We start from the raw sequence: 18,497 nt of genomic DNA on the forward strand, positions 1-18,497 counted from the left end.
TCCTCGTGGGGTGTCAATGAACGCGAGTGTTGTCGCGTGCGAGCCGAGCGCGAAGGCCCGAGTGGATGGAGATGTAGGCGCGCAGATTCTGGCCCGTGATCGCGGCCAGGTTCGTGACCAACGTGTCGACGTGCTCGGCGACCTCGCGTGGCGAGGTGTTCTGGCGCGGCGTCACGGCCACGTGCAGCACGGACTGCTTGCCGACCTCGCCAGCGGTGATGCGCGATGAGAGGATCTCGTCACGCTCGCCCAGCGCGTTCTTCAGCGCTTCGGAGGCGAACCCATCCGTGACCGTGATGCGTCCCTCGTCGCTCGCGCTGCCGGTGGACTGCAACGGTGCGTGGCGGCGACCGCGCACGGCGGCCGAAGCGATCAGGACGAGCAGGATCACCAGCACCACGATCGCGGCGACGGCGCCCCAGCCCGCGGACTCACGGCCCAGCGACTCGAGCCAGCCCTGGAATCCGCCCATGACCGAGGTCCAGGCGTCCGTGCCGCCCGGGAGCAGCCCGACGGCGAGGGCGAGAGCGGCCAGGCCCAGCAGCACGACGGCGACCAGGAAGAGAAGGAAGCGGTTCAGACCGCGTCGCGTCGCGTTCATCGGGACTCCTCGGTGTCGGGTCGGTGCACGCGCAGGTGCGTGCGCACGGCGGGCGAGAGCTTGTACGAGGTGACTTCTTCGTCGACGATGCGCTGCAGTTGCGCCTCGTCGACCGGGATGCCGACCGGGGGACGAACCGTCACGTCGACGGAGCGGTGGGCGACGCCCACGACGATGTCCTCCCGGGCGATGCCCGACTCGTTGCTGAGGTGCTGGGCGAGGGCGGATGCCACGACGCCGTTGTCGACGACGACGGCACGTTCTCCCCATGACATCTCGTGGCGCGAGAGGCGGCCGGGCTTGAGCGCGAGGACGAGAACGATCAGGCCCACGACGGCGAGAACGACCCCGCCGACGATGAAGGCGACCGGCATGAGCGCGGTCGGTGCCGCGACGACGGCGTTCAGCGCTTCACCGGGGGCGACCAGCAGGGGCTGGGCACCGGAGAGGCTGAGGATGATCTCGACCGCGGCGTACGCGAGGGCGACGATCAACAGCGCGACCACGACGAGCATGGCGGTGGTGCGGGGCGAGTGGGTCTCGCGACGCACGACGGTGCGGAGCACGGTGTCAGTCATCACAGCACTCGCTTTCGCTGAGGGGTGGAGGCACCCGAGATGGTGAGGTCGACGCGCGAGATCTCGCGCCCGAACAGGTGGGCCAGACGCGAGCGCAGCTCGGTCTGGGCGACGCGCGCGGCCTCCAGCACCGGAGTCGCGGCGCGCACGGCCTCGGTGTCGTCGAGGCGGGGGACGGGGAACGGGGTCGTCACGCGCACCGCCGCGGTGTCGCGGGCCGAGACGATCTCGACGCGGACGTTCTTGGCATCCACTCCGACGATGTCGGCGGCGGCCCGCTCGGCCGTCTTCTGCAGTACGCGGTCGGAGATGGTCACCCGACCGGCGGGGAGGCCGGGGCCGGCAACCGCGGTACGGTTGCCGACCCCGGGGGAAGCGGTGACGGTGGTCACGATGTGCTCCGACCCTTGAAGGCGTTGACGATGTTGCCGAAGTCGAGTTCACCCGCCGTGATGCGAGCGACGACCACGCCGATCGCCATGAAGAGGGCGACGAGGATGAAGCCCCAGAAGCCGAAGATCAGAGCGCTGAGGGCCAGTACCAGGCCGGCGAGAGCGCCCTTGGTGGAGGCGCTCACTGGACGCGCTTTTCGTTGCTGTCGTCGTCGTTGTTATCGTCGCCCGGGATGTGGACGTCGTTCACGTCGACGTTGACTTCGACGACCTCGAGGCCGACGAGGCGGGTGATGGCACCGGCGACGCGGGTACGGACCTGGTCGGCGACCTCCTGGATCGGGGCGCCGTACTCGACGACGATCGTGATGTCGGCGGCGGCCTGCGTCTCGCCCACCTCGACCTTGACGCCCTGCGTCAGGTCGGTGGCGTTGATCGCGTCACGGATGGCGCCGAGCGCGCGGGCTCCGCCGCCACCCAGGGCGTACACACCGGCGACCTCACGGGTCGCGATGCCTGCGACCTTGGCGACGACGCCCTCGGCGATCGAGGTCTTGCCCTCGACGGGAGTGTCCTGGCCGCGGCCGTTGAGCGGACGGTTCACGCGCGACGCCGACTGGGGGACGTTCTGCGCAGCGGGGGTGGTGGGGGCGTTCTCAGCCATGTCCGTGCCTTTCGAATGTCTGGACCCGGGTGTCCGGGGTGGGCGCTTCGGCCTACATGACTAAGACGTACCGGGTCGAGGAATCGTCACGTCGGACTTGAAAAAGTTCCGCGGATCTGTATTCGCATGAATGCGGATAGCCGGAAGCCGCAGGATCTCGAGCGTATGCACGCTCTCATCGCTGGCTCGTGCTGGCATCCCTTCGACCGGTTGATTCGTCGCGAAAGAGCCCCCGCGGTGTCGGAGGCCCGGCGTACGCTCGACCCATGTCCCCCTCCAGCTCTCCGGTTCGGTCCTGACATGGGCCGCCTGACCGCCTCGCGTCGCGTGACGCGCCTCACGCTCGACGGCGTGAACAGACAGAGACCGGATGCCGTGGCCGTCGAGGAACCGCTCGAGATCCGTGTCGCCGGCACGCCCCTGTCGGTGACGATGCGCACGCCCGGGCACGACGTCGAGCTCGCGGCCGGTTTCCTCGTCTCGGAGGGCGTGATCAGCCGGGGCGAGGACTTCGCCCGCGCGATCCACTGCGGCGGGCCGGGCACCGGGGGCGCCGACGGCAACACCTACAACGTCCTCGATCTCACCCTCGCACCGGGTGTGGCCCTGCCTTCCCCCGACATCGCGCGCTCCTTCTATACGACGAGCTCGTGCGGGGTGTGCGGCACCGCCTCGATCGAGGCGGTCGAGAAAGTGTCGACGTACGACGTGTCCACCGACCCCTTGTCCGTCTCGGCACACGAGGTCGCCGCGTTCCCCGATCGCCTGCGCGAGCAGCAGAAGACCTTCGACAAGACCGGCGGCCTGCACGGTGCGGCCTTGTTCGAGGCGACCACCGGAGAGCTGCTGGTCGCCCGCGAAGACGTCGGTCGCCACAACGCCGTCGACAAAGTCGTGGGCTGGGCCGTACTCCACGATCGGCTCCCGTTGCGCGAAACGGTGCTGCAGGTCTCGGGCCGCGTCAGCTTCGAGCTCGTGCAGAAAGCCGTCATGGCAGGCATCCCGATGCTCTCCGCCGTCTCGGCGCCGTCGTCTCTCGCGATCGAACTCGCCGAGCGCGCCGGGCTGACCCTCGCCGCCTTCGTGCGCGGCAACAGTATGAACCTCTACACGCGCGCCGACCGTGTCCGTGTACCCGAGCCCGCGGCGTCCACAACCCCCTCCACCCAGAAGGTGGCGAGCGTACGCTGGCGACCAGCGCTCGGTGTGTAGATGCCACCGACTCGGCGCCGAGATCCACGGAGGGTGAACATGGGTGAATCGTTCGGACTGATGACCGAGGAACCGCGCCAGGGCGGCCTCGGCCCGCGCATCGACGGCGAGTGGTCGAGCACCGGTCCCTACGAGCACCCCGCGGCCGGCTGGGGCGCGGCGCTGACCGTCGGCAAGGTGCTGCTCGAACAGCGCCAGCCGGTCGCCGGCACCAAGGCCATGTTCACCATGAACCACCCCAAGAGCGGCTTCGACTGCCCCGGGTGCGCGTGGCCCGACGACAAGGGCGTCACTCTCGACATCTGCGAGAACGGCATCAAGCACGTCACGTGGGAGATGACCCATAAGCGCGTCGGCAAGGAGTTCTTCGCCGAGCACTCGGTGAGCGAGCTGTCGCAGTGGAGCGACTTCGAGCTCGAGGACGCCGGTCGCCTCGTCGGCCCCATGGTCTACGACGCCGAGACCGACCACTATGTGCCCATCTCGTGGAACGACGCGTTCCGCATGATCGCCCACGAGATCACCGCACTGGACTCCCCCGACCAGGCCGCGTTCTACACCTCCGGCCGCCTGAGCAACGAGGCGTCCTTCCTCTACCAGCTGTTCGCGCGCGAACTGGGCACGAACAACCTCCCCGACTGCTCGAACATGTGCCACGAGGGGTCTGGCCGCGGGCTCACGGCATCCCTCGCCACGGGCAAGGGCACCGCCGACCTCGAGGACTGGGAGAACGCTGACGCACTGTTCATCCTCGGCGTGAACGCCGCCTCGAACGCCCCGCGCATGCTCACGAGCCTCGCCGAGGCGATCGACCGCGGCGCGCAGATCGTGCACGTCAATCCGCTGCGCGAGGTCGCCGGCACCCGCACGATCGTTCCGCACGAGATCGTCGACATGGCGACGTTCCACAGCACACCGACCAGCACGATGAACCTTCAGGTGCGCCCGGGCGGCGACCTCGCGCTGATCCGCGGCATGGCCAAGGTCGTGTTCGAGGCGTCCGAGACCGACCCCACCGCCCTCGACCAGGCGTTCCTCGATCAGTACACGACCGGGCTCGATGCCTACCGCGCACTCGTCGAGGCGACGAGCTGGGACGAACTGGTCGAGCAGGCCGGTCTGACGGAGGCCGAGATCCGCGCAGCCGCCGACGTCTACCTCGCCTCGAGGGCCTGTGTCATCAGCTGGTGCCTGGGCGTGAGCCAACACCAGCACGGCGTCGACACCGTGCGCGAGATCGTCAACCTCCTCCTGCTGCGCGGCAACGTCGGCCGCAAGGGCACCGGTCCCTCCCCCGTGCGCGGCCACAGCAATGTGCAGGGCAACCGCACGTGCGGCATCAACCACAAGCCCACCGAGGACTGGCTCGCCAAGCTCGACGAGGTGTGCGGCATCACCTCACCCCGCGAGCCCGGCCTCGACACGGTGCACACGGTGGCGGCTCTGCACCGCGGCGACCTCAAGGTCTTCCTCGGCATGGGCGGCAACTTCGTCCGCGCCGCTCCCGACACCACGCTCACCGCCGAGGGCATGAGTCGGTGCGAGTTGACCGCGCACGTGAGCACCAAGCTCAACCGCAGCCACCTCACGCACGGCAAGAAGGCGCTGATCCTCCCGTGCCTCGGCCGCACCGAGCGCGACGAGCAAGAGACGGGGCCCCAGTCGATCTCGACCGAAGACGCCATGAGCTCCGTCATGCTCTCGCTCGGGTCCCGCAAGCCCGCGTCGCCGCACCTGCTGAGTGAGCCCGAGATCATCGCGCGCATCGCGCGAGCGACCATGCCCGATTCGGCGACGCCGTGGGAGTGGTACGTCGGCGACTACGACCGCATCCGCGACACGATGGCCAAAGTCCTGCCCGGGTTCGAGGGGTTCAACGAGCTCGTGCGCCAGCACTACGGCTTCCGAATCCCCCAGCCGGCTCGCGAGCGCGACTTCCAGACGCCGTCCGGCAAGGCGGAGTTCTCGGATGCCGAGCTGCCCAATGTCATCCCCGAAGAGGCCGATGTGCTGGTGCTGCAGACCATGCGCTCGCACGACCAGTGGAACACCACCATCTACTCGGCCGACGATCGCTACCGGGGCGTCCGCAACATCCGTGAACTGGTGTTCATGAACCGACGCGACATGAAGAAGCGCGGCATCGCCGAGGGCGACCTCGTCGACATCGTCGCCACCTCTCGCGACGGCTCGGTCCGCAGTGTGACGGCGTTCCGCGCGCTGGAGTACGACACCCCGCGCGGCAGCGCCGCCGGGTACTTCCCCGAGTTGAACGTGCTGCTCGGCCCGGACGACTACAGCCGTCAGAGCGACCAGCCGCTGATGAAAGACATCCGGGTGCGGATCGCGAAGACCGGAGGCTGACGCGGGGTTCGCTCGACAGAATCGGAGCGGTGCCCGAGAGTCATCCGGTTTCGGCAGTGGCCTACGACGCAGACGCGTCGATCCGCTACCGGGACCACCGGGTCGCGGGCCCGCAGCGACGACTCAGAGGTCGAGTTGCCAGAGGGCTTGCGTCGTCGTGACGCGCAGTGCGTCGGCAGGGTCGGTGAGGGCGTGCTCGGCGCCGACGACCTCGCTCATTGAGAAGACCCGCGAGCCGGCGGCATCCGCGGCGACGACCCCCGCGATGACGATGGCCGGCACCCGGTGGCGCGCGGCGACCGAGAGCACGTGCCCCGGCCCCTTGCCTGCGATGCTCGTCGCGTCGAACGTGCCCTCCCCGGTGAGGGCGAGATCCGACTCGGCGAGCGCTTCGCTCAGCTCGAGCGCCTGCGCGACGTAGGCCGCACCGTCGACGACCTCTGCACCGGCCGCGAGCAGAGCACCCGACAGACCACCGGCGGCCCCCGACCTCGGCACGATCGAAACGTCCAGTCCGAAGCGCTCGGCCCAGTCCGCGGCATCCGCCCGCAATCGCTCCGTCAGGCGCTCGACGAGTGCCGCGTCGGCGCCCTTCTGCGGACCGAACACCTTGGCCGCGTGGACGAACGTCGTGGTCGTGTCGGTGAGCACCGTCACCTGCCCGGGAGCGAACGGCACGTGGTCGCCCAGCGCCTCGATCGCGCCGCGGCCGCCGTCGGTCGCGGCGACACCGCCGGTCCCCACCACGATCCGAATCGACCCCGAGTCGAGGGCGAGCCTGATGAGCTCGCCGACGCCCCGTGTCGTCGCGCCCCAGGAGTCGTTGGCCTCCGCTCCCCCGGCGAGGACGAGCCCGGATGCCGCCGCCGACTCGATCACGGCGGCTCGGCCGTCGAGCCGCCAGGCGGCACGCACGGGTTCGCCGAGCGGTCCGGTCACCTTGTCGGAGACGTTCGCCCCGCCCAGGGCGTCGAGAGTGCCGTCTCCGCCGTCGGCCATCGGCACGATCGCGATCTCGGCGCCGGGCCACCGCTCGCGCACGGCCAGGGCCATGGCATCCGCCGCCTCACGCGCAGTCAGCGTGCCCTTGAACTTGTCGGGGGCGATGACGATGCGCATGGTCTTTCCTCCGCTGACTGCGGACGGTGCAGCCCCGTCTATCTTGCCCGAGCCACCTCCACACCTCGGCGATCCGCACATCCTCAGCCCGAATGCGGGGAACCCGGCTGACTTTCCGCGGATCGCTGAGGTTATGCCCCCGGCTGCCGTCGACCCCGGGCATGTCGGTGGACCCAACTAGACTGACTCCCGTCCGGCCCCTGCGATCTTGGAGCTCAGCCGCGTGACCACCCCGAACCCCGCCGCCCGTACCGCCCTCGCCGATACGGTTGAGAACGCGATCGCCACGCCCGAGAAAGAGCAGCCGTACGGCGCCCTCGGTCTCAAGAGCGACGAGTACGCCCAGATCCGCGAGATCCTCGGCCGCCGGCCCACCAGTGGCGAGCTGGCGATGTACTCGGTCATGTGGAGCGAGCACTGCTCCTACAAGTCGAGCAAGATCTATCTCCGTCAGTTCGGCCAGAAGGTCAGCGACGAGATGAAGACGCGCCTCATGGTCGGCATGGGCCAGAACGCCGGCGTGGTCGACGTGGGTGACGGCTGGGCGGTCACCTTCAAGGTCGAGTCGCACAACCACCCCAGCTACATCGAGCCCTTCCAGGGTGCGGCCACCGGCGTGGGCGGCATCGTCCGCGACATCATCTCGATGGGCGCGCGCCCCGTCGCCGTCATGGACCAGCTGCGCTTCGGCGCCATCGACCACCCCGACACCCCGCGCGTCGTGCACGGCGTGACCAGCGGTATCTCGTTCTACGGCAACTGCCTCGGCCTGCCCAACATCGGCGGCGAGACGGTGTTCGACGCCGTCTACCAGGGCAACCCGCTCGTCAACGCCCTCGCGGTCGGCGTCATGCGCCACGAAGACATCAAGCTCGCCAACGCCACCGGCGTCGGCAACAAGGTCGTGCTGTTCGGTGCCCGCACCGGCGGCGACGGCATCGGCGGCGCCAGCATCCTGGCATCCGACACCTTTGCCGACGGCGGACCCACCAAGCGTCCCGCGGTGCAGGTGGGCGACCCGTTCGCCGAGAAGGTGCTCATCGAGTGCTGCCTCGAGCTCTACCGCGACGACCTGGTCGAGGCCATTCAAGACCTCGGTGCCGCGGGCATCTCGTGCGCGACGAGCGAGCTGGCCGCCAACGGCGACAGCGGCATGAAGGTCGAACTCTCGAAGGTGCTGCTGCGCGACCCCTCGCTGACTCCCGAAGAGATCCTCATGTCGGAGTCGCAGGAGCGCATGATGGCGATCGTCGCGCCTGAGAAGCTCGACGCGTTCCTCGCCGTCGTCGGCAAGTGGGACGTCGAGACCAGTGTTCTCGGCGAGGTCACCGGCGACGGCCGCCTCGTCATCGACTGGTACGGCGAGCGCATCGTCGACGTCGACCCCTCGACCGTCGCGGTCGATGGCCCCGTCTACGAGCGCCCGGTCGCCTACCCCACCTGGATCGACGCCCTGCAGGCAGATTCCGCCGCGAAGCTCTCACGGGCGACGGATGCCGAGACCCTTCGCGACCAGTTCACGACCTTGGTGGCGAGCCCCAACCTCGCCGACACCTCGTGGATCACAAACCAGTACGACTACTACGTGCTGGGCAACACGGCGCTGAGCTTCCCCGACGACGCCGGCATGATCCGCGTCGACGAAGAGACCGGCCTCGGCTTCGCGATCGCCACCGACTGCAACGGCCGCTACAACCAGCTCGATCCGTACAACGGTGCGAAGCTGGCGCTGGCCGAGGCGTACCGCAACGTCGCCGTCACGGGAGCTGTGCCCACCGCCGTCACCGACTGCCTCAACTTCGGCAGCCCCGAGAACCCCGAGGTCATGTGGCAGTTCAGCCAGGCCGTCGAGGGTCTGAGCGACGGCTGCCTCGAGCTCGGCATCCCGGTCACGGGCGGCAACGTCTCGTTCTACAACCAGACCGGTGACCAGCCCATCCACCCGACCCCCGTGGTCGGCGTCCTCGGCATCATCGACGACGTCGCCGCGCGCATCCCGAGCGGCTGGCAGGACGCCGGCGAGAACCTCTACCTGCTGGGTGTCACCGCCGATGAGCTCGACGGTTCGCAGTGGGCCGGCACGATCCACGACCACCTCGGCGGACGCCCGCCGAAGGTCGATCTGGCACAGGAGCGCAAGCTCGCCGAACTGCTGCAGGCAGCGGGCTCCCAGTCGCTCGTCTCCAGCGCACACGACCTGTCTTCGGGCGGCCTCGCGCAGGCCCTCGCCGAGGGCGTCATGCGCTTCGGCGTCGGCGCACGCGTGTGGCTCACCGAGCTCATGGAACGTGACGGCGTGGATGCCACCGCAGCCCTGTTCAGCGAGTCGACCGGCCGCGTGCTGGTCAGCGTCCCACGCGAGGAAGACGTGAAGTTCCGGGGCCTGTGCGACGGCCGCGGCTACCCGGTGCTGCGCATCGGCGTGACCGACGTCGAGCCGGGCACCGAGGCATCCCTCGAGATCCAGGACGTCTTCACCGTCCCCGTGTCGGAGCTGCGCCGCCTGTCGACCGAGACGCTGCCCGCCGTCTTCGGCCCGACCGTCTCGGAGCCGGTGGCCTGAGGCCTCCCGCCCCCGCCCCGGCACCTCGAGAGGAGATGCGCGATGACCGATGACGACGACATGACCGTGTTCAGCGACCAGCGTCAGAAGCGCGTCAAGATCACCGCGTGGATCGTGATCGGCGCGCTGATCCTCACCGGCGGCGGTGCGACGGTGATCTCGCTCATCCTCGGCTGAGGCCGTACCGCCCCCGCGCGAGGTGCCTTTGGTGGGGCCTGGAGCGATCCCGGGCGATACGAAACGACTCTCACCCGTCGGCGAGCTGGGCCTCGCGCTGCGCATTCCGGCACGACGCCCAGCCCGCTGTCGGAGGCCCGGCATAGCATGGGCACTGTGGAACCGCTGATGGCCCTTCTGGTCGACTGGTGGTGGATCGGCCCCGCGGCGGCCGGTGCGGGCACCGTCGGCTGGCTCGGCGTGCGTCGTTCCCGCCGTCATGCGCTTGCCTCGGGGTCGACGACCACGACCGACCGGGCGGTCCGCGCCTGGTCCACGCGCCCCCTCGGCAAGACCGCCGCGCGCCGCCTCGAACTCGACGCCGCCGTGCTCGACCTCCAGGTCGCGCGCCACGCCGTCACCCGGGGTCGCGTCGACGTGAAGGTCGCCGACGCCGAGGTCGTTCGCGCCCAGGCCGAGCGGGCGGCATCCCGGGCCTCCGCCGATGCTGTCTCTGCGGCCCGCGGCCGCCTGACCGATGCGCAGCGCGACCTGCGGGCCGCGTTGGCCGAGGTGCGCGCCCGTCGCGCCGGTGTGAAAGCCGCGAAGGCGATGCTCCCGGCGATCCGCTCGGGCAGTGCCCCGCTTCCCGTCGCTCGTCTGCTGGCCGAACACGACGCGATCCTCGCTCGATGGATGGCGTACGAGACCGACCCCGGCCTCGCCATCGGCTACCCGCAGATGAGCGACTCCCGCTCTCCCCTGCTCGCCGACTTCCTGCGCGCGCACGAGAAGGCGCAGTGGCTGCGTCCCGCCTCGGTCCAGACGCGTCTCGAGCCGGCCGACTTCCTCGCCTACCGCGACGCCGTGCGCCGCACGGCTCACGCTTTCGACCGCGCCGAGCGCGCCGCCCGCCGCGGTGACCGCGAGCAGCCGAACGCCGAGGGGAACGACGCGTGGAGCCGCGTGGCATCCGATCTGGCTGAGACGGCCCAGCGCGCCCTCGCCCGCTCGATGGAGTCGATGGGTCGCGCGGCCGCCCGCAATTGGAACGAACGCGGCGCCAGACGCGCGCAGAAGAAGGCACCGGATGCCGGTGGCCCTGCGCCGCGGAACGGCCCGGTGTGGCCGCCTCCCGCACGTGATCGGCCGCCGACGCCCCCTTCCTGAGAACCGCTGGGACGACGGGCGTAGCATGACGCTGTGACGGAGCTGTTGAACTTCCTCAGCCACTACTGGTGGCTGGCCTTCCCCGTGTTCGGGATGACGATGGGAGCCGTCAACGCGCGCGTGAAACACCGCGAAGTCACCGCCCGACGCCGCCACCGCGAGCAGCTCGAACTCATCCGCGCACAGGGCGGCTCGGCCGCCCCCGCGCCCACGGGCAGCGTCGCTCTCCCGGCGCCCTCCGACGGACAGCAGCGTGTCGTCGCGGCGCAGGACGCCGTCACCCACCGCTGGCTCGAGTACGAGCTCGACGCGACGAAGCTCATCAGCTACCCCGCGATGAGCGACGGTCGCCAGCCGCTGACGGCCGCGTTCCTGCGCGCCAAGAAGGTCGCCGACAAACTTCGTCCGACTGAGGGCGAGACCCTCTCGGCAGCACAGCTGCGCGAGTACCGCGACGCCGTCACCGACTACGAGGTGGCTTTCGACGTGGCCGAGCGCGACGCGCGCCGCGTGAAGGACGCCGCCTTCACCCCCGACGAGCGCAAACGCCTCGATACCGCCAAGCAGCTGCTCACGGTCGCCACCGACCAGGCCGCCACGCCCAACGAACGCCAGCTCGCCTACAAGCGCGTCCGCGAGGAGCTCGACGGGCTGATCCTTCTGTCCGACGAGGCCGTGGACGTACTCGAGAAGAAGGTCGCCCTCGAACTCCCGCGCGGAGCGACCGCGCCCCCGGCGGCGACAGCGCCCGGCTCCGCAGGCTGATCGCCCCGCAGAATCGGATGCCGCGCCCGCTGGCATCCGATTCCGGTGGAGATTCCCTCCTCCACGACGCTCAGAGCACCCGTCTCCGCGTGCTCGGGCCAGACCGTCGCACGAGCCCCACCCGGAGCACAGACGCCGTCAGCGTGCGCGACGGATCCGCACCGGACCCCGCGCCGTGGTCACGTCGACGACCTCACCCCGCTGCGTCACCTCGACCTCGCCGAGCCCCACCAACTCACGCGCCGCATCGCGTGCGGGCTGCATGAGGTCGCGCCAGTCGTCGCCGCCGACCGCGCGGGCGGCCTCCGACGGGCAGATCGTCTTGCTAGCGTCGCGCGCCGCGAGCAGTTCGCGGATGGATGCCACGAGCCGAGGATCTGCACCAGATGACGGGGCCATCTGTCCAGTGTCCCTCCGCGCCGGGGCGGCAGGGCCAGAATGACCCGGTGATCACCGAGCGCCACTCCCCCGACCTGCCCGGACGCGCCGTCATCGCGCAGCGCTGGAACCGCGCCGTCTTCGTGCACTGGCGCATCGATCCGGCCGAGGTCGCCCCGCTCCTGCCGCCGGGTACCCGCCCCGACGTGCACGACGGTTCCGCGTGGGTGGGTCTCGTGCCGTTCGTGCTGAGCGAGTTCCGGTTCCTCCCGCTGCCGCCGGTGCCGCTTCTCGGGACCTTCACCGAGATCAACGTCCGCACCTACGCCGTCGACGATCACGGCCGCCGCGGGGTCGTGTTCCGCACACTCGAGGCCGAGCACCTCGCTCCCGTCCTCGCCGCGCGCGCCCTGTTCGGCCTGCCGTACCGCTGGGCCCGGACGGGGGTGCGCACCGAGGACTCGCGCATCGAGTTCCGGTCTCGGCGCCACGGGGCACGGCATCCGGCGACCCGGGTGCGGGCGACCCTCGGCACGGACACGGTCGACACCCCCTTGTCGCGTTTCCTCACCGCCCGCTGGGGCTTCCACGAGCGACACCTCGGCCGCACGATCTGGGCCGCGAACGCGCACGAGCCCTGGCCGCTCGTCAGCGCCGAGCTCGACGTGCTCGACGACGACCTCGTCGCCGATTCCGGCTTTCCCCAGCTCGCTGGACGCACGCCCGATTCGGTGCTGGCGATGCCCGCCGACCACCCCGGCTTCATCACGCGTTTCACGAGAGCTCACGCGATCGGGTGAACCCGCGGCCAACGGGCCCCTCCGACGACTCCTCACGGGTTTGCGGCACCGACTGCCCGTGCCCCACGACGACGCCCCCTTCACCTCGAGGGCGAAGGGGGCGTCGTGGAGCGAGAGGTCAGTCGCGCTGCGTCGAGAACGCCGAGGGGTTCTTCTCGAGCCAGGCGTCCACGGCCTCGGCCTCGCGGCCCTCGCCGTACTCGTTGACCACGAGGTCTTCGAGCGAGCCGTACTGCTCGTCGTCGAGCTGGATGCCCTTGATCAACTCAGCGGCATCCGGGTACTTCGCTTCGAAGCCCGACGTGCCGAGGAAGTGGAGGGCCTCGGGTTCGCCCATGAGGCCCTGCGGATCTTCGAGGTCCTTGACGTCGTAGGCGTCGTTGGCCCAGAACGGACGCCACAGCGTCACGGCGATGTCCTTCTTCGCCGCGATCGCGTTGTCGAGCTCGGTGAGCATCGCCGCGGTGGAGGACGTCACCAGCTCGAACTCGCCGTCGAGACCGTAGCCGGGAAGCATGGTCTCCTGCGTTTGGGTGGTGAGGCCGGCACCCGGCTCGATGCCGTAGATGCGGCCGTCGAAGCGCGCGGCGTTGCCCTTGAGCTGGTCGATCGAGTCGATGTCGACGTAGCTCGGCACCGCGATCGTGAGCTTGGCGTTGTCGTAGTACGCGCCGAGGTCCTCGATCTTGTCGCCATAGCGGTCCATGTACGACTTGTGCGTGAGTTCGGGCCAAGCCGACGGATAGATGTCGACGTCGCCCTGGGCGAGACCGGTGTAGAGCGGGCCCGCCTCGGTGAGGGTCTGCATCTCGACCTTGTAGCCGAGCTTGCCGAGCTGGTCTTCCAGCAGGTACGCCGTGCTGAGACCGTCGGTCCACGAGGGCAGGAAGCCGAGCGTGATCGTGCCCTTCTCTCCGCCGTCGCCCGAGCCGCCTTCGGCCATGTTCCCGCTGGCGCAGCCGCCGAGCAGCAGGGCGCCCGCGGCGCCGAGGGCGAGAGCAGAGGTGAGGTGTCGCTTGTTCATTGCTGTGTTCTCTTCCGTTTCGTATGTGATTCCGTGGGTGCTTCCCCGGGTGAGGGGTCGTTCGCTGTCGCCGAGAGCTCGCCTGTGCGACGGAAATCGACCCCTCGCGCCGGAGAACGAGGGAGGGATGCCGGGACTCAGCGCCCCGACGACACCGGCGCGCGACGCGGCGAGGCCTTCTCGCGCTCGGCCTCGCTCGCAGCATCCGCCGAGCTGGTGTCGACGTGCGACGCCGCAGTGGCTCCGGCGGCGACGGCCGCGGCGGAACGCGCGGCCCGGCGCCGACCCAGCACGCCCAGCAACGAACCGCGGTTGTCGGCCCGGTTGCCGAGGGCCGCGGTGAGCCGGTCGAGGTACACGGCGAGGACGACGACGCTCAGGCCCGCCTCGACGCCCTTGGGCAGGTTGACCGTCGAGATCGACTGCACGACCTCTTTACCCAGGCCGTCGGCCCCGACGATGCCGGCCACGACCGCCATCGACAGCGCGAGCATGATGACCTGGTTGACGCCCGCCATGATCGTGGGCATCGCGAGCGGGAGCTGGATGCCGCGGAGGATCTGCCCGGGGGTGGCCCCGAACGCGTGTCCCGCCTCGACGGTCTCGGAGTCGACCCCGCGGATGCCGAGCTCGGTCAGACGCACACCCGGGGGCAGAGCGAAGATGACGGTGGAGACCACGCCGGGTACGACACCGATGCTGAAGAACGTGATCGCCGGGATCAGGTAGACGAAGGCGGGCATCGTCTGCATGAAGTCGAGGATCGGCTTGAGCACCGCGCGGACGGTGGCGTTGCGTGCCGACCAGATCCCCAACGGCACCGAGATCGCCACGGCCACGATAGTGGCCACGAGAACGAGCGCCAGCGTCTGCATCGCCGTGACCCACTGGCCCATCGCGAGGATCAGGGCGAAGCCGATCACGGTCCCGAGAGCGAGCTTCCACGAGCGCAGGAGCCACGCGAGGGCCGCCGCGACGATGATGACCACGACGATGGGAGCGGCAAGCAGCACGTCGCTGAGCCCGCCGACGAGGAAGCGCACGATGAGGGCGACGACGTCGAACAGGCCCGAGAGGTTGTCGCGGACCCAGTCCACACCGGCATCCACCCATGAGCCGACCGGAATGCGGAAACCATCCATCAGCGCACCTCCTCGGTCTCGGATGCCGTGACCCCGGCATCGACGGGGGTCCCGTCGAGCGCCGCGTCGATCTCGGCGGAGGGAAGGGGCTGGGGCAGCACGGTGATCTCCTCGGTGGCGGTGGGACCGGGGCCGAGAGCGGCGAGCAGCGTCACGCGCGGGATGACTCCCGCGAGGCGACCGTCGGCGTCGAGGACGGCCAGGGGAAGGGGCGATTCGACCGACGGCACGAACAGGTTCATCAGCACGTCGTCGACGCCGACGCTCTGCGGCAGCGGCTTGAGCTTGCCGAGCAGCGAGTTCTCGCCGGCACGCACGAGCTTGATGGCATCCCGGTCGGTGATGATGCCGAGCGGCTTGCGATCGCGATCGGTGACGTAGACGGCAGACATGTAGGCGTCGCGCATCTGCCGAAGCGCCGTGCGAGGGCCCGCGGAGGCATCGACACGGGGGCGCGGGCGCTCCATGACGTTGCCGGCGGTGAGCACGCGAGCGCGGTCGACGTCCTGCACGAACTGCTCGACGTAGTCGTTCGCCGGGTCGGTGAGGATGTCCTCGGGCGTGCCGATCTGGACGATGCGCCCGTCGCGCATGACGGCGATGCGGTCACCGAGGAACATCGCCTCGTTGAGGTCATGGGTGATGAAGACGATGGTCTTCTTCAGCGTCCGCTGCAGCTCGAGCAGCTGCTCCTGCATCTCGCGGCGGATGAGGGGATCCAAGGCGCTGAACGCCTCGTCCATCAGCAGGATGTCGGTGTCGGCGGCGAGAGCGCGGGCGATGCCGACGCGCTGCTGCATCCCGCCGGACAGAGCGGAGGGCAGCTTGTCGCCCCAGCCCTCGAGGCCGACGAGCGCGAGGATCTCGTTCGCCTTCGCGAGGCGCTCGGCCTTGCCCACGCCCCGGAGCTCGAGGGGGTACGCGACATTCGCCGCGACCGTCCGGTGCGGCAGGAGCGCGAAGTGCTGGAAGACCATCGCGAGGCGGTCGCGTCGAAGCGAACGCAGGCGCGAGGCGCCGACGCCGGTGAGGGCGTCGCCCTTCACCTCGACGGTGCCGGCGGTGGCCTCGTGCAGGCCGTTCAGCATGCGGATGATCGTGGACTTGCCGGAGCCGGAGAGACCCATGATGACGAAGATCTCGCCGGGGAGCACCTCGAAGCTGGCGTCGATGACGGCGGCGGTCCCGTCATCGGCCACATCTTCGCGACGGGCGCCGGAGCGGAGCTTGTCGACGGCGGCCTGAGGGGCGCGTCCGAAGACCTTGAAGAGGTTCTTGGCGGCGAGAGCGGGCGCCGCGGCGGCAGGCGGATGGGTCACTGTGTGCACCTCAGCGGCCTCGGGTGGCCGCAGCGGTCACGCCCGGGTGGCAGCCGTCGGCGCTCTCCGGGGGTGGAGCACGTCAGCGTCGGATATCGGATCCGACGCTCAGGCCGCCGACCGTACGCTCGCCGGGCCGACTCCCCCGAGTCGTCACCGGCGACCGCGGACTGGTCTGGTGGGCGGTCCGAAATCGGACCTCCACCAACGTTTCACGGTGATGGAATCCCTGGCAAATCGCCCGTGAGCTTGCGGTCTCGGTTGCCCTGTGGCACGCGTGCGCGTGTGGGGGAGACGCTGATGACACCCACGACGGCCGACGCCGCGATGCGGGCCCGGGCGTGTCGCCGACCCCCTGCGCGCCTCCGCGGCGAGGGAGGACGCGTCAGTCGGCGTCCGGCTGCGCCGCGGCCGACCGGTGGTGACGGATGACCTCGGCCACGACGAAGTTGAACCACTTCTCCGCGAACGCGGGATCGAGGTCGGCCTGCTCGGCCAATTGCATGAGCCGCGCGATCTGCTGCTCTTCGCGAGAGGGGTCGGATGCCGGCATCCCGTGCTTCGCCTTGAGGACGCCGACCTGCTTGGTGCAGCGGAAGCGCTCCGCCAACAGGAAGATCAGGGCGGCGTCGATGTTGTCGATACTGCCGCGGAGCCCCTGCAGAATCGTCGAAGGATCGGCCTCGGTCATGTGTCCTCCTCAATCGCTCCGACCCTACCGGTCGACGCAGGCGCCCGAGGACGACTCTCAGGGAGTCCTACAGTGTGAGCATGAGCCGATCCACGCGCCCCGACCCCACCGCCGAAGGCGCAGACGCCGGGGCCACCACATCGCGCGACAAGCCGGTCTGGTCCGCACTCTCACGCCCCTATGCCGCCGGGTTCTTCCTGACCCTCGGCGGCTTGACGGCGATCCTGCTCGGACTCGCCCTGTCGAACCTCTCGACGGTCCTCGTCTACATCGCGATCGCCCTGTTCGTGGCGCTGGCCCTCGACCCGCTCGTGCGCTTCCTCGTGCGCCGTGGGCTCGCACGCGCGTGGTCGATCGTGATCGTGTTCGGCGGACTTGCCGTCATCCTCGCCGGCGCCCTGTGGTTGCTCATCCCGCCGGTGGTGCGCCAGATCGAGCAGTTCGTCGGCGACATCCCGACCTTCGTGAACGACCTCATCGACAGCGACGCCGTGCGGTGGGTCGAGAACAACTTCGGCGACAGCCTGGGTGACGTCCTCAAGGAGGTGCAGGGCTTCGCCACGAACCCCGCCAACATCGCCGCGATCGGCGGTGGCCTCCTGCAGGTCGGTGTGAGCATCGGCACCTTCATCTCGGGCGCGATCATCGTTCTCGTCTTGAGCCTGTACTTCTTGGCATCCCTGCCGAAGATGAAGAACTCGCTCGTGCGCCTGACCCCCGCCCGCAGCCGCGAGACGGTCGCCGACATGACGGGCCAGATCACCGACTCGGTCGGTGGCTACCTCGCCGGCATGGTCGTGCTGGCGTTGTGCAACGCGGTCTTCGCCTTCATCGTCCTGACGATCCTCGGCCAGCCCTTCGCAGCGCTGCTCGCCGCGCTCGCGTTCGGCATCACGCTCATCCCGCTGGTGGGCTCGGTGCTGTTCTGGGCGACCGCGACGGTCTTCACGCTCATCGTCAGTCCGACCTCCGGGCTCATCTTCGCCATCGTCTATCTGGTGTACATGCAGATCGAGGCATATCTCCTCACGCCCCGCGTGATGAATCGAACGATCTCGATCCCGGGTGCCCTCGTCGTGATCGGCGCCCTCGTCGGTGGCACGCTGCTCGGCTTGCTCGGAGCGCTCGTGGCGATCCCCGTGACCGCCTCGGTCCTGCTGATCGTCAAGCAGATCGTCATCCCGCGACAGGATGCCAAGAAGTAGAGCGGCGCGGCGCCGCCACCACGCATAAACGCTCTCCGCGCGCAGAAACACGCCGTCCTCGCGTTTCCGAGCGCGGATCGCGTTTATGCGTGTCCGTAGGCGCGTGATGGGCACCGACGGCGGCCCCTCGCCGCGCCCGGGATGCCGGGCAGTGCCGCCCAGCGGCGCCGCTCCCCCACGCAGAAACGCTCTCCGCGCGCAGAAACACGCTGTCCTCGCGTTTCCGGGCGCTGATCGCGTTTATGCGTGTCGGTAGGCGCGAAACCCGGCGCGACCCGGATGCCGGGCAGTGCCGCCCAGCGGCGCCGCTCCCCCACGCAGAAACGCTCTCCGCGCGCAGAAACACGCTGTCCT

The 18,497-nt window shown here is 69.7% G+C and carries 19 protein-coding genes; 8 read left to right on the forward strand and 11 right to left on the reverse strand.

Annotation, left to right across the window (positions count from 1 at the left end; genetic code table 11):
* Window positions 1-13 precede the first annotated feature (13 nt).
* The 5 genes from AB6V29_RS13760 to AB6V29_RS13780 are packed head-to-tail and all read right to left on the reverse strand — an operon-like array spanning window position 14 to window position 2,235.
* Window positions 14-601, reverse strand: a complete 588-nt coding sequence (locus AB6V29_RS13760; protein ID WP_369359336.1) for a hypothetical protein — start codon at window positions 599-601, stop codon at window positions 14-16.
* A complete protein-coding gene (locus AB6V29_RS13765) occupies window positions 598-1,179 on the reverse strand; it encodes a DUF6286 domain-containing protein (protein ID WP_267788946.1) in 582 nt (193 codons plus the stop codon). Before AB6V29_RS13765 ends, AB6V29_RS13760 begins: the two co-directional genes overlap by 4 nt.
* Window positions 1,179-1,571 carry a hypothetical protein gene (locus AB6V29_RS13770; protein WP_369359337.1) on the reverse strand — a complete coding sequence of 131 codons (393 nt, stop codon included), beginning with the start codon at window positions 1,569-1,571 and terminating at the stop codon, window positions 1,179-1,181. The genes AB6V29_RS13765 and AB6V29_RS13770 overlap by 1 nt, the downstream gene beginning before the upstream one ends.
* Entirely contained in the window at window positions 1,568-1,756 is a 189-nt protein-coding gene (locus AB6V29_RS13775; protein ID WP_103207258.1) for a DUF2273 domain-containing protein, read from the reverse strand. Before AB6V29_RS13775 ends, AB6V29_RS13770 begins: the two co-directional genes overlap by 4 nt.
* Window positions 1,753-2,235 (reverse strand): Asp23/Gls24 family envelope stress response protein, encoded by a 483-nt coding sequence (locus tag AB6V29_RS13780; RefSeq protein WP_267788943.1) that lies wholly within the window; start codon window positions 2,233-2,235, stop codon window positions 1,753-1,755. The genes AB6V29_RS13775 and AB6V29_RS13780 overlap by 4 nt, the downstream gene beginning before the upstream one ends.
* A gap of 300 nt (window positions 2,236-2,535) precedes the next feature.
* Here AB6V29_RS13780 and fdhD point away from each other — a divergent pair, with 300 nt between their 5' ends.
* Window positions 2,536-3,447, forward strand: a complete 912-nt coding sequence (gene fdhD, locus AB6V29_RS13785; protein ID WP_369359340.1) for a formate dehydrogenase accessory sulfurtransferase FdhD — start codon at window positions 2,536-2,538, stop codon at window positions 3,445-3,447.
* A 39-nt stretch (window positions 3,448-3,486) separates the two neighbouring features.
* Complete coding sequence (locus AB6V29_RS13790) at window positions 3,487-5,811, forward strand: FdhF/YdeP family oxidoreductase (RefSeq protein WP_369359342.1); 2,325 nt, start codon at window positions 3,487-3,489, stop codon at window positions 5,809-5,811.
* Window positions 5,812-5,934: 123 nt separating this feature from the next.
* Here the strand turns inward: AB6V29_RS13790 and AB6V29_RS13795 are convergent, their stop codons facing one another.
* Window positions 5,935-6,930, reverse strand: coding sequence for a glycerate kinase (locus AB6V29_RS13795; RefSeq protein ID WP_267788938.1), 996 nt, complete (start codon window positions 6,928-6,930; stop codon window positions 5,935-5,937).
* Between the two features lie 223 nt (window positions 6,931-7,153).
* Here AB6V29_RS13795 and purL point away from each other — a divergent pair, with 223 nt between their 5' ends.
* The 4 genes from purL to AB6V29_RS13815 all read left to right on the forward strand — a co-directional run bounded on the left by purL (window position 7,154) and on the right by AB6V29_RS13815 (window position 11,584).
* On the forward strand, window positions 7,154-9,493 hold the full coding sequence (gene purL / locus AB6V29_RS13800) for a phosphoribosylformylglycinamidine synthase subunit PurL (protein ID WP_369359344.1): 2,340 nt from the start codon (window positions 7,154-7,156) through the stop codon (window positions 9,491-9,493).
* A 42-nt stretch (window positions 9,494-9,535) separates the two neighbouring features.
* Window positions 9,536-9,670 (forward strand): hypothetical protein, encoded by a 135-nt coding sequence (locus AB6V29_RS13805; protein WP_369359346.1) that lies wholly within the window; start codon window positions 9,536-9,538, stop codon window positions 9,668-9,670.
* A gap of 156 nt (window positions 9,671-9,826) precedes the next feature.
* Window positions 9,827-10,819 carry a hypothetical protein gene (locus AB6V29_RS13810; protein ID WP_369359348.1) on the forward strand — a complete coding sequence of 331 codons (993 nt, stop codon included), beginning with the start codon at window positions 9,827-9,829 and terminating at the stop codon, window positions 10,817-10,819.
* A 33-nt stretch (window positions 10,820-10,852) separates the two neighbouring features.
* Window positions 10,853-11,584 (forward strand): hypothetical protein, encoded by a 732-nt coding sequence (locus AB6V29_RS13815; protein WP_369359350.1) that lies wholly within the window; start codon window positions 10,853-10,855, stop codon window positions 11,582-11,584.
* A 138-nt stretch (window positions 11,585-11,722) separates the two neighbouring features.
* Here AB6V29_RS13815 and AB6V29_RS13820 read toward each other — a convergent pair whose 3' ends face one another.
* A complete protein-coding gene (locus AB6V29_RS13820; RefSeq protein ID WP_267788931.1) occupies window positions 11,723-11,983 on the reverse strand; it encodes a DUF3253 domain-containing protein in 261 nt (86 codons plus the stop codon).
* Between the two features lie 47 nt (window positions 11,984-12,030).
* On the opposite strand from AB6V29_RS13820, the gene AB6V29_RS13825 reads away from it, so the two are divergent.
* Window positions 12,031-12,762: a YqjF family protein gene (locus AB6V29_RS13825; protein ID WP_369359352.1), complete on the forward strand. Its 732-nt coding sequence runs from the start codon at window positions 12,031-12,033 to the stop codon at window positions 12,760-12,762.
* A gap of 118 nt (window positions 12,763-12,880) precedes the next feature.
* Here AB6V29_RS13825 and AB6V29_RS13830 read toward each other — a convergent pair whose 3' ends face one another.
* From AB6V29_RS13830 to AB6V29_RS13845, 4 genes are all read right to left on the reverse strand, one after another.
* Complete coding sequence (locus tag AB6V29_RS13830; protein ID WP_369359354.1) at window positions 12,881-13,786, reverse strand: glycine betaine ABC transporter substrate-binding protein; 906 nt, start codon at window positions 13,784-13,786, stop codon at window positions 12,881-12,883.
* A gap of 137 nt (window positions 13,787-13,923) precedes the next feature.
* The gene (locus AB6V29_RS13835) at window positions 13,924-14,928 is read right to left on the reverse strand and encodes an ABC transporter permease (RefSeq protein WP_369359356.1); all 1,005 of its coding nucleotides are present in this window, start codon (window positions 14,926-14,928) and stop codon (window positions 13,924-13,926) included.
* The gene (locus tag AB6V29_RS13840) at window positions 14,928-16,247 is read right to left on the reverse strand and encodes a glycine betaine/L-proline ABC transporter ATP-binding protein (RefSeq protein WP_267788926.1); all 1,320 of its coding nucleotides are present in this window, start codon (window positions 16,245-16,247) and stop codon (window positions 14,928-14,930) included. Before AB6V29_RS13840 ends, AB6V29_RS13835 begins: the two co-directional genes overlap by 1 nt.
* Window positions 16,248-16,632: 385 nt before the next feature.
* Window positions 16,633-16,938, reverse strand: a complete 306-nt coding sequence (locus AB6V29_RS13845; protein ID WP_210075684.1) for a chorismate mutase — start codon at window positions 16,936-16,938, stop codon at window positions 16,633-16,635.
* Window positions 16,939-17,018: 80 nt separating this feature from the next.
* Between AB6V29_RS13845 and AB6V29_RS13850 the strand changes: the two genes are divergently transcribed.
* Window positions 17,019-18,143, forward strand: a complete 1,125-nt coding sequence (locus AB6V29_RS13850) for an AI-2E family transporter (RefSeq protein WP_369359358.1) — start codon at window positions 17,019-17,021, stop codon at window positions 18,141-18,143.
* Window positions 18,144-18,497: the final 354 nt, after the last annotated feature.

The sequence above is a fragment of the Microbacterium sp. 20-116 genome (assembly GCF_041079415.1).
Classification (GTDB): Bacteria; Actinomycetota; Actinomycetes; order Actinomycetales; family Microbacteriaceae; genus Microbacterium.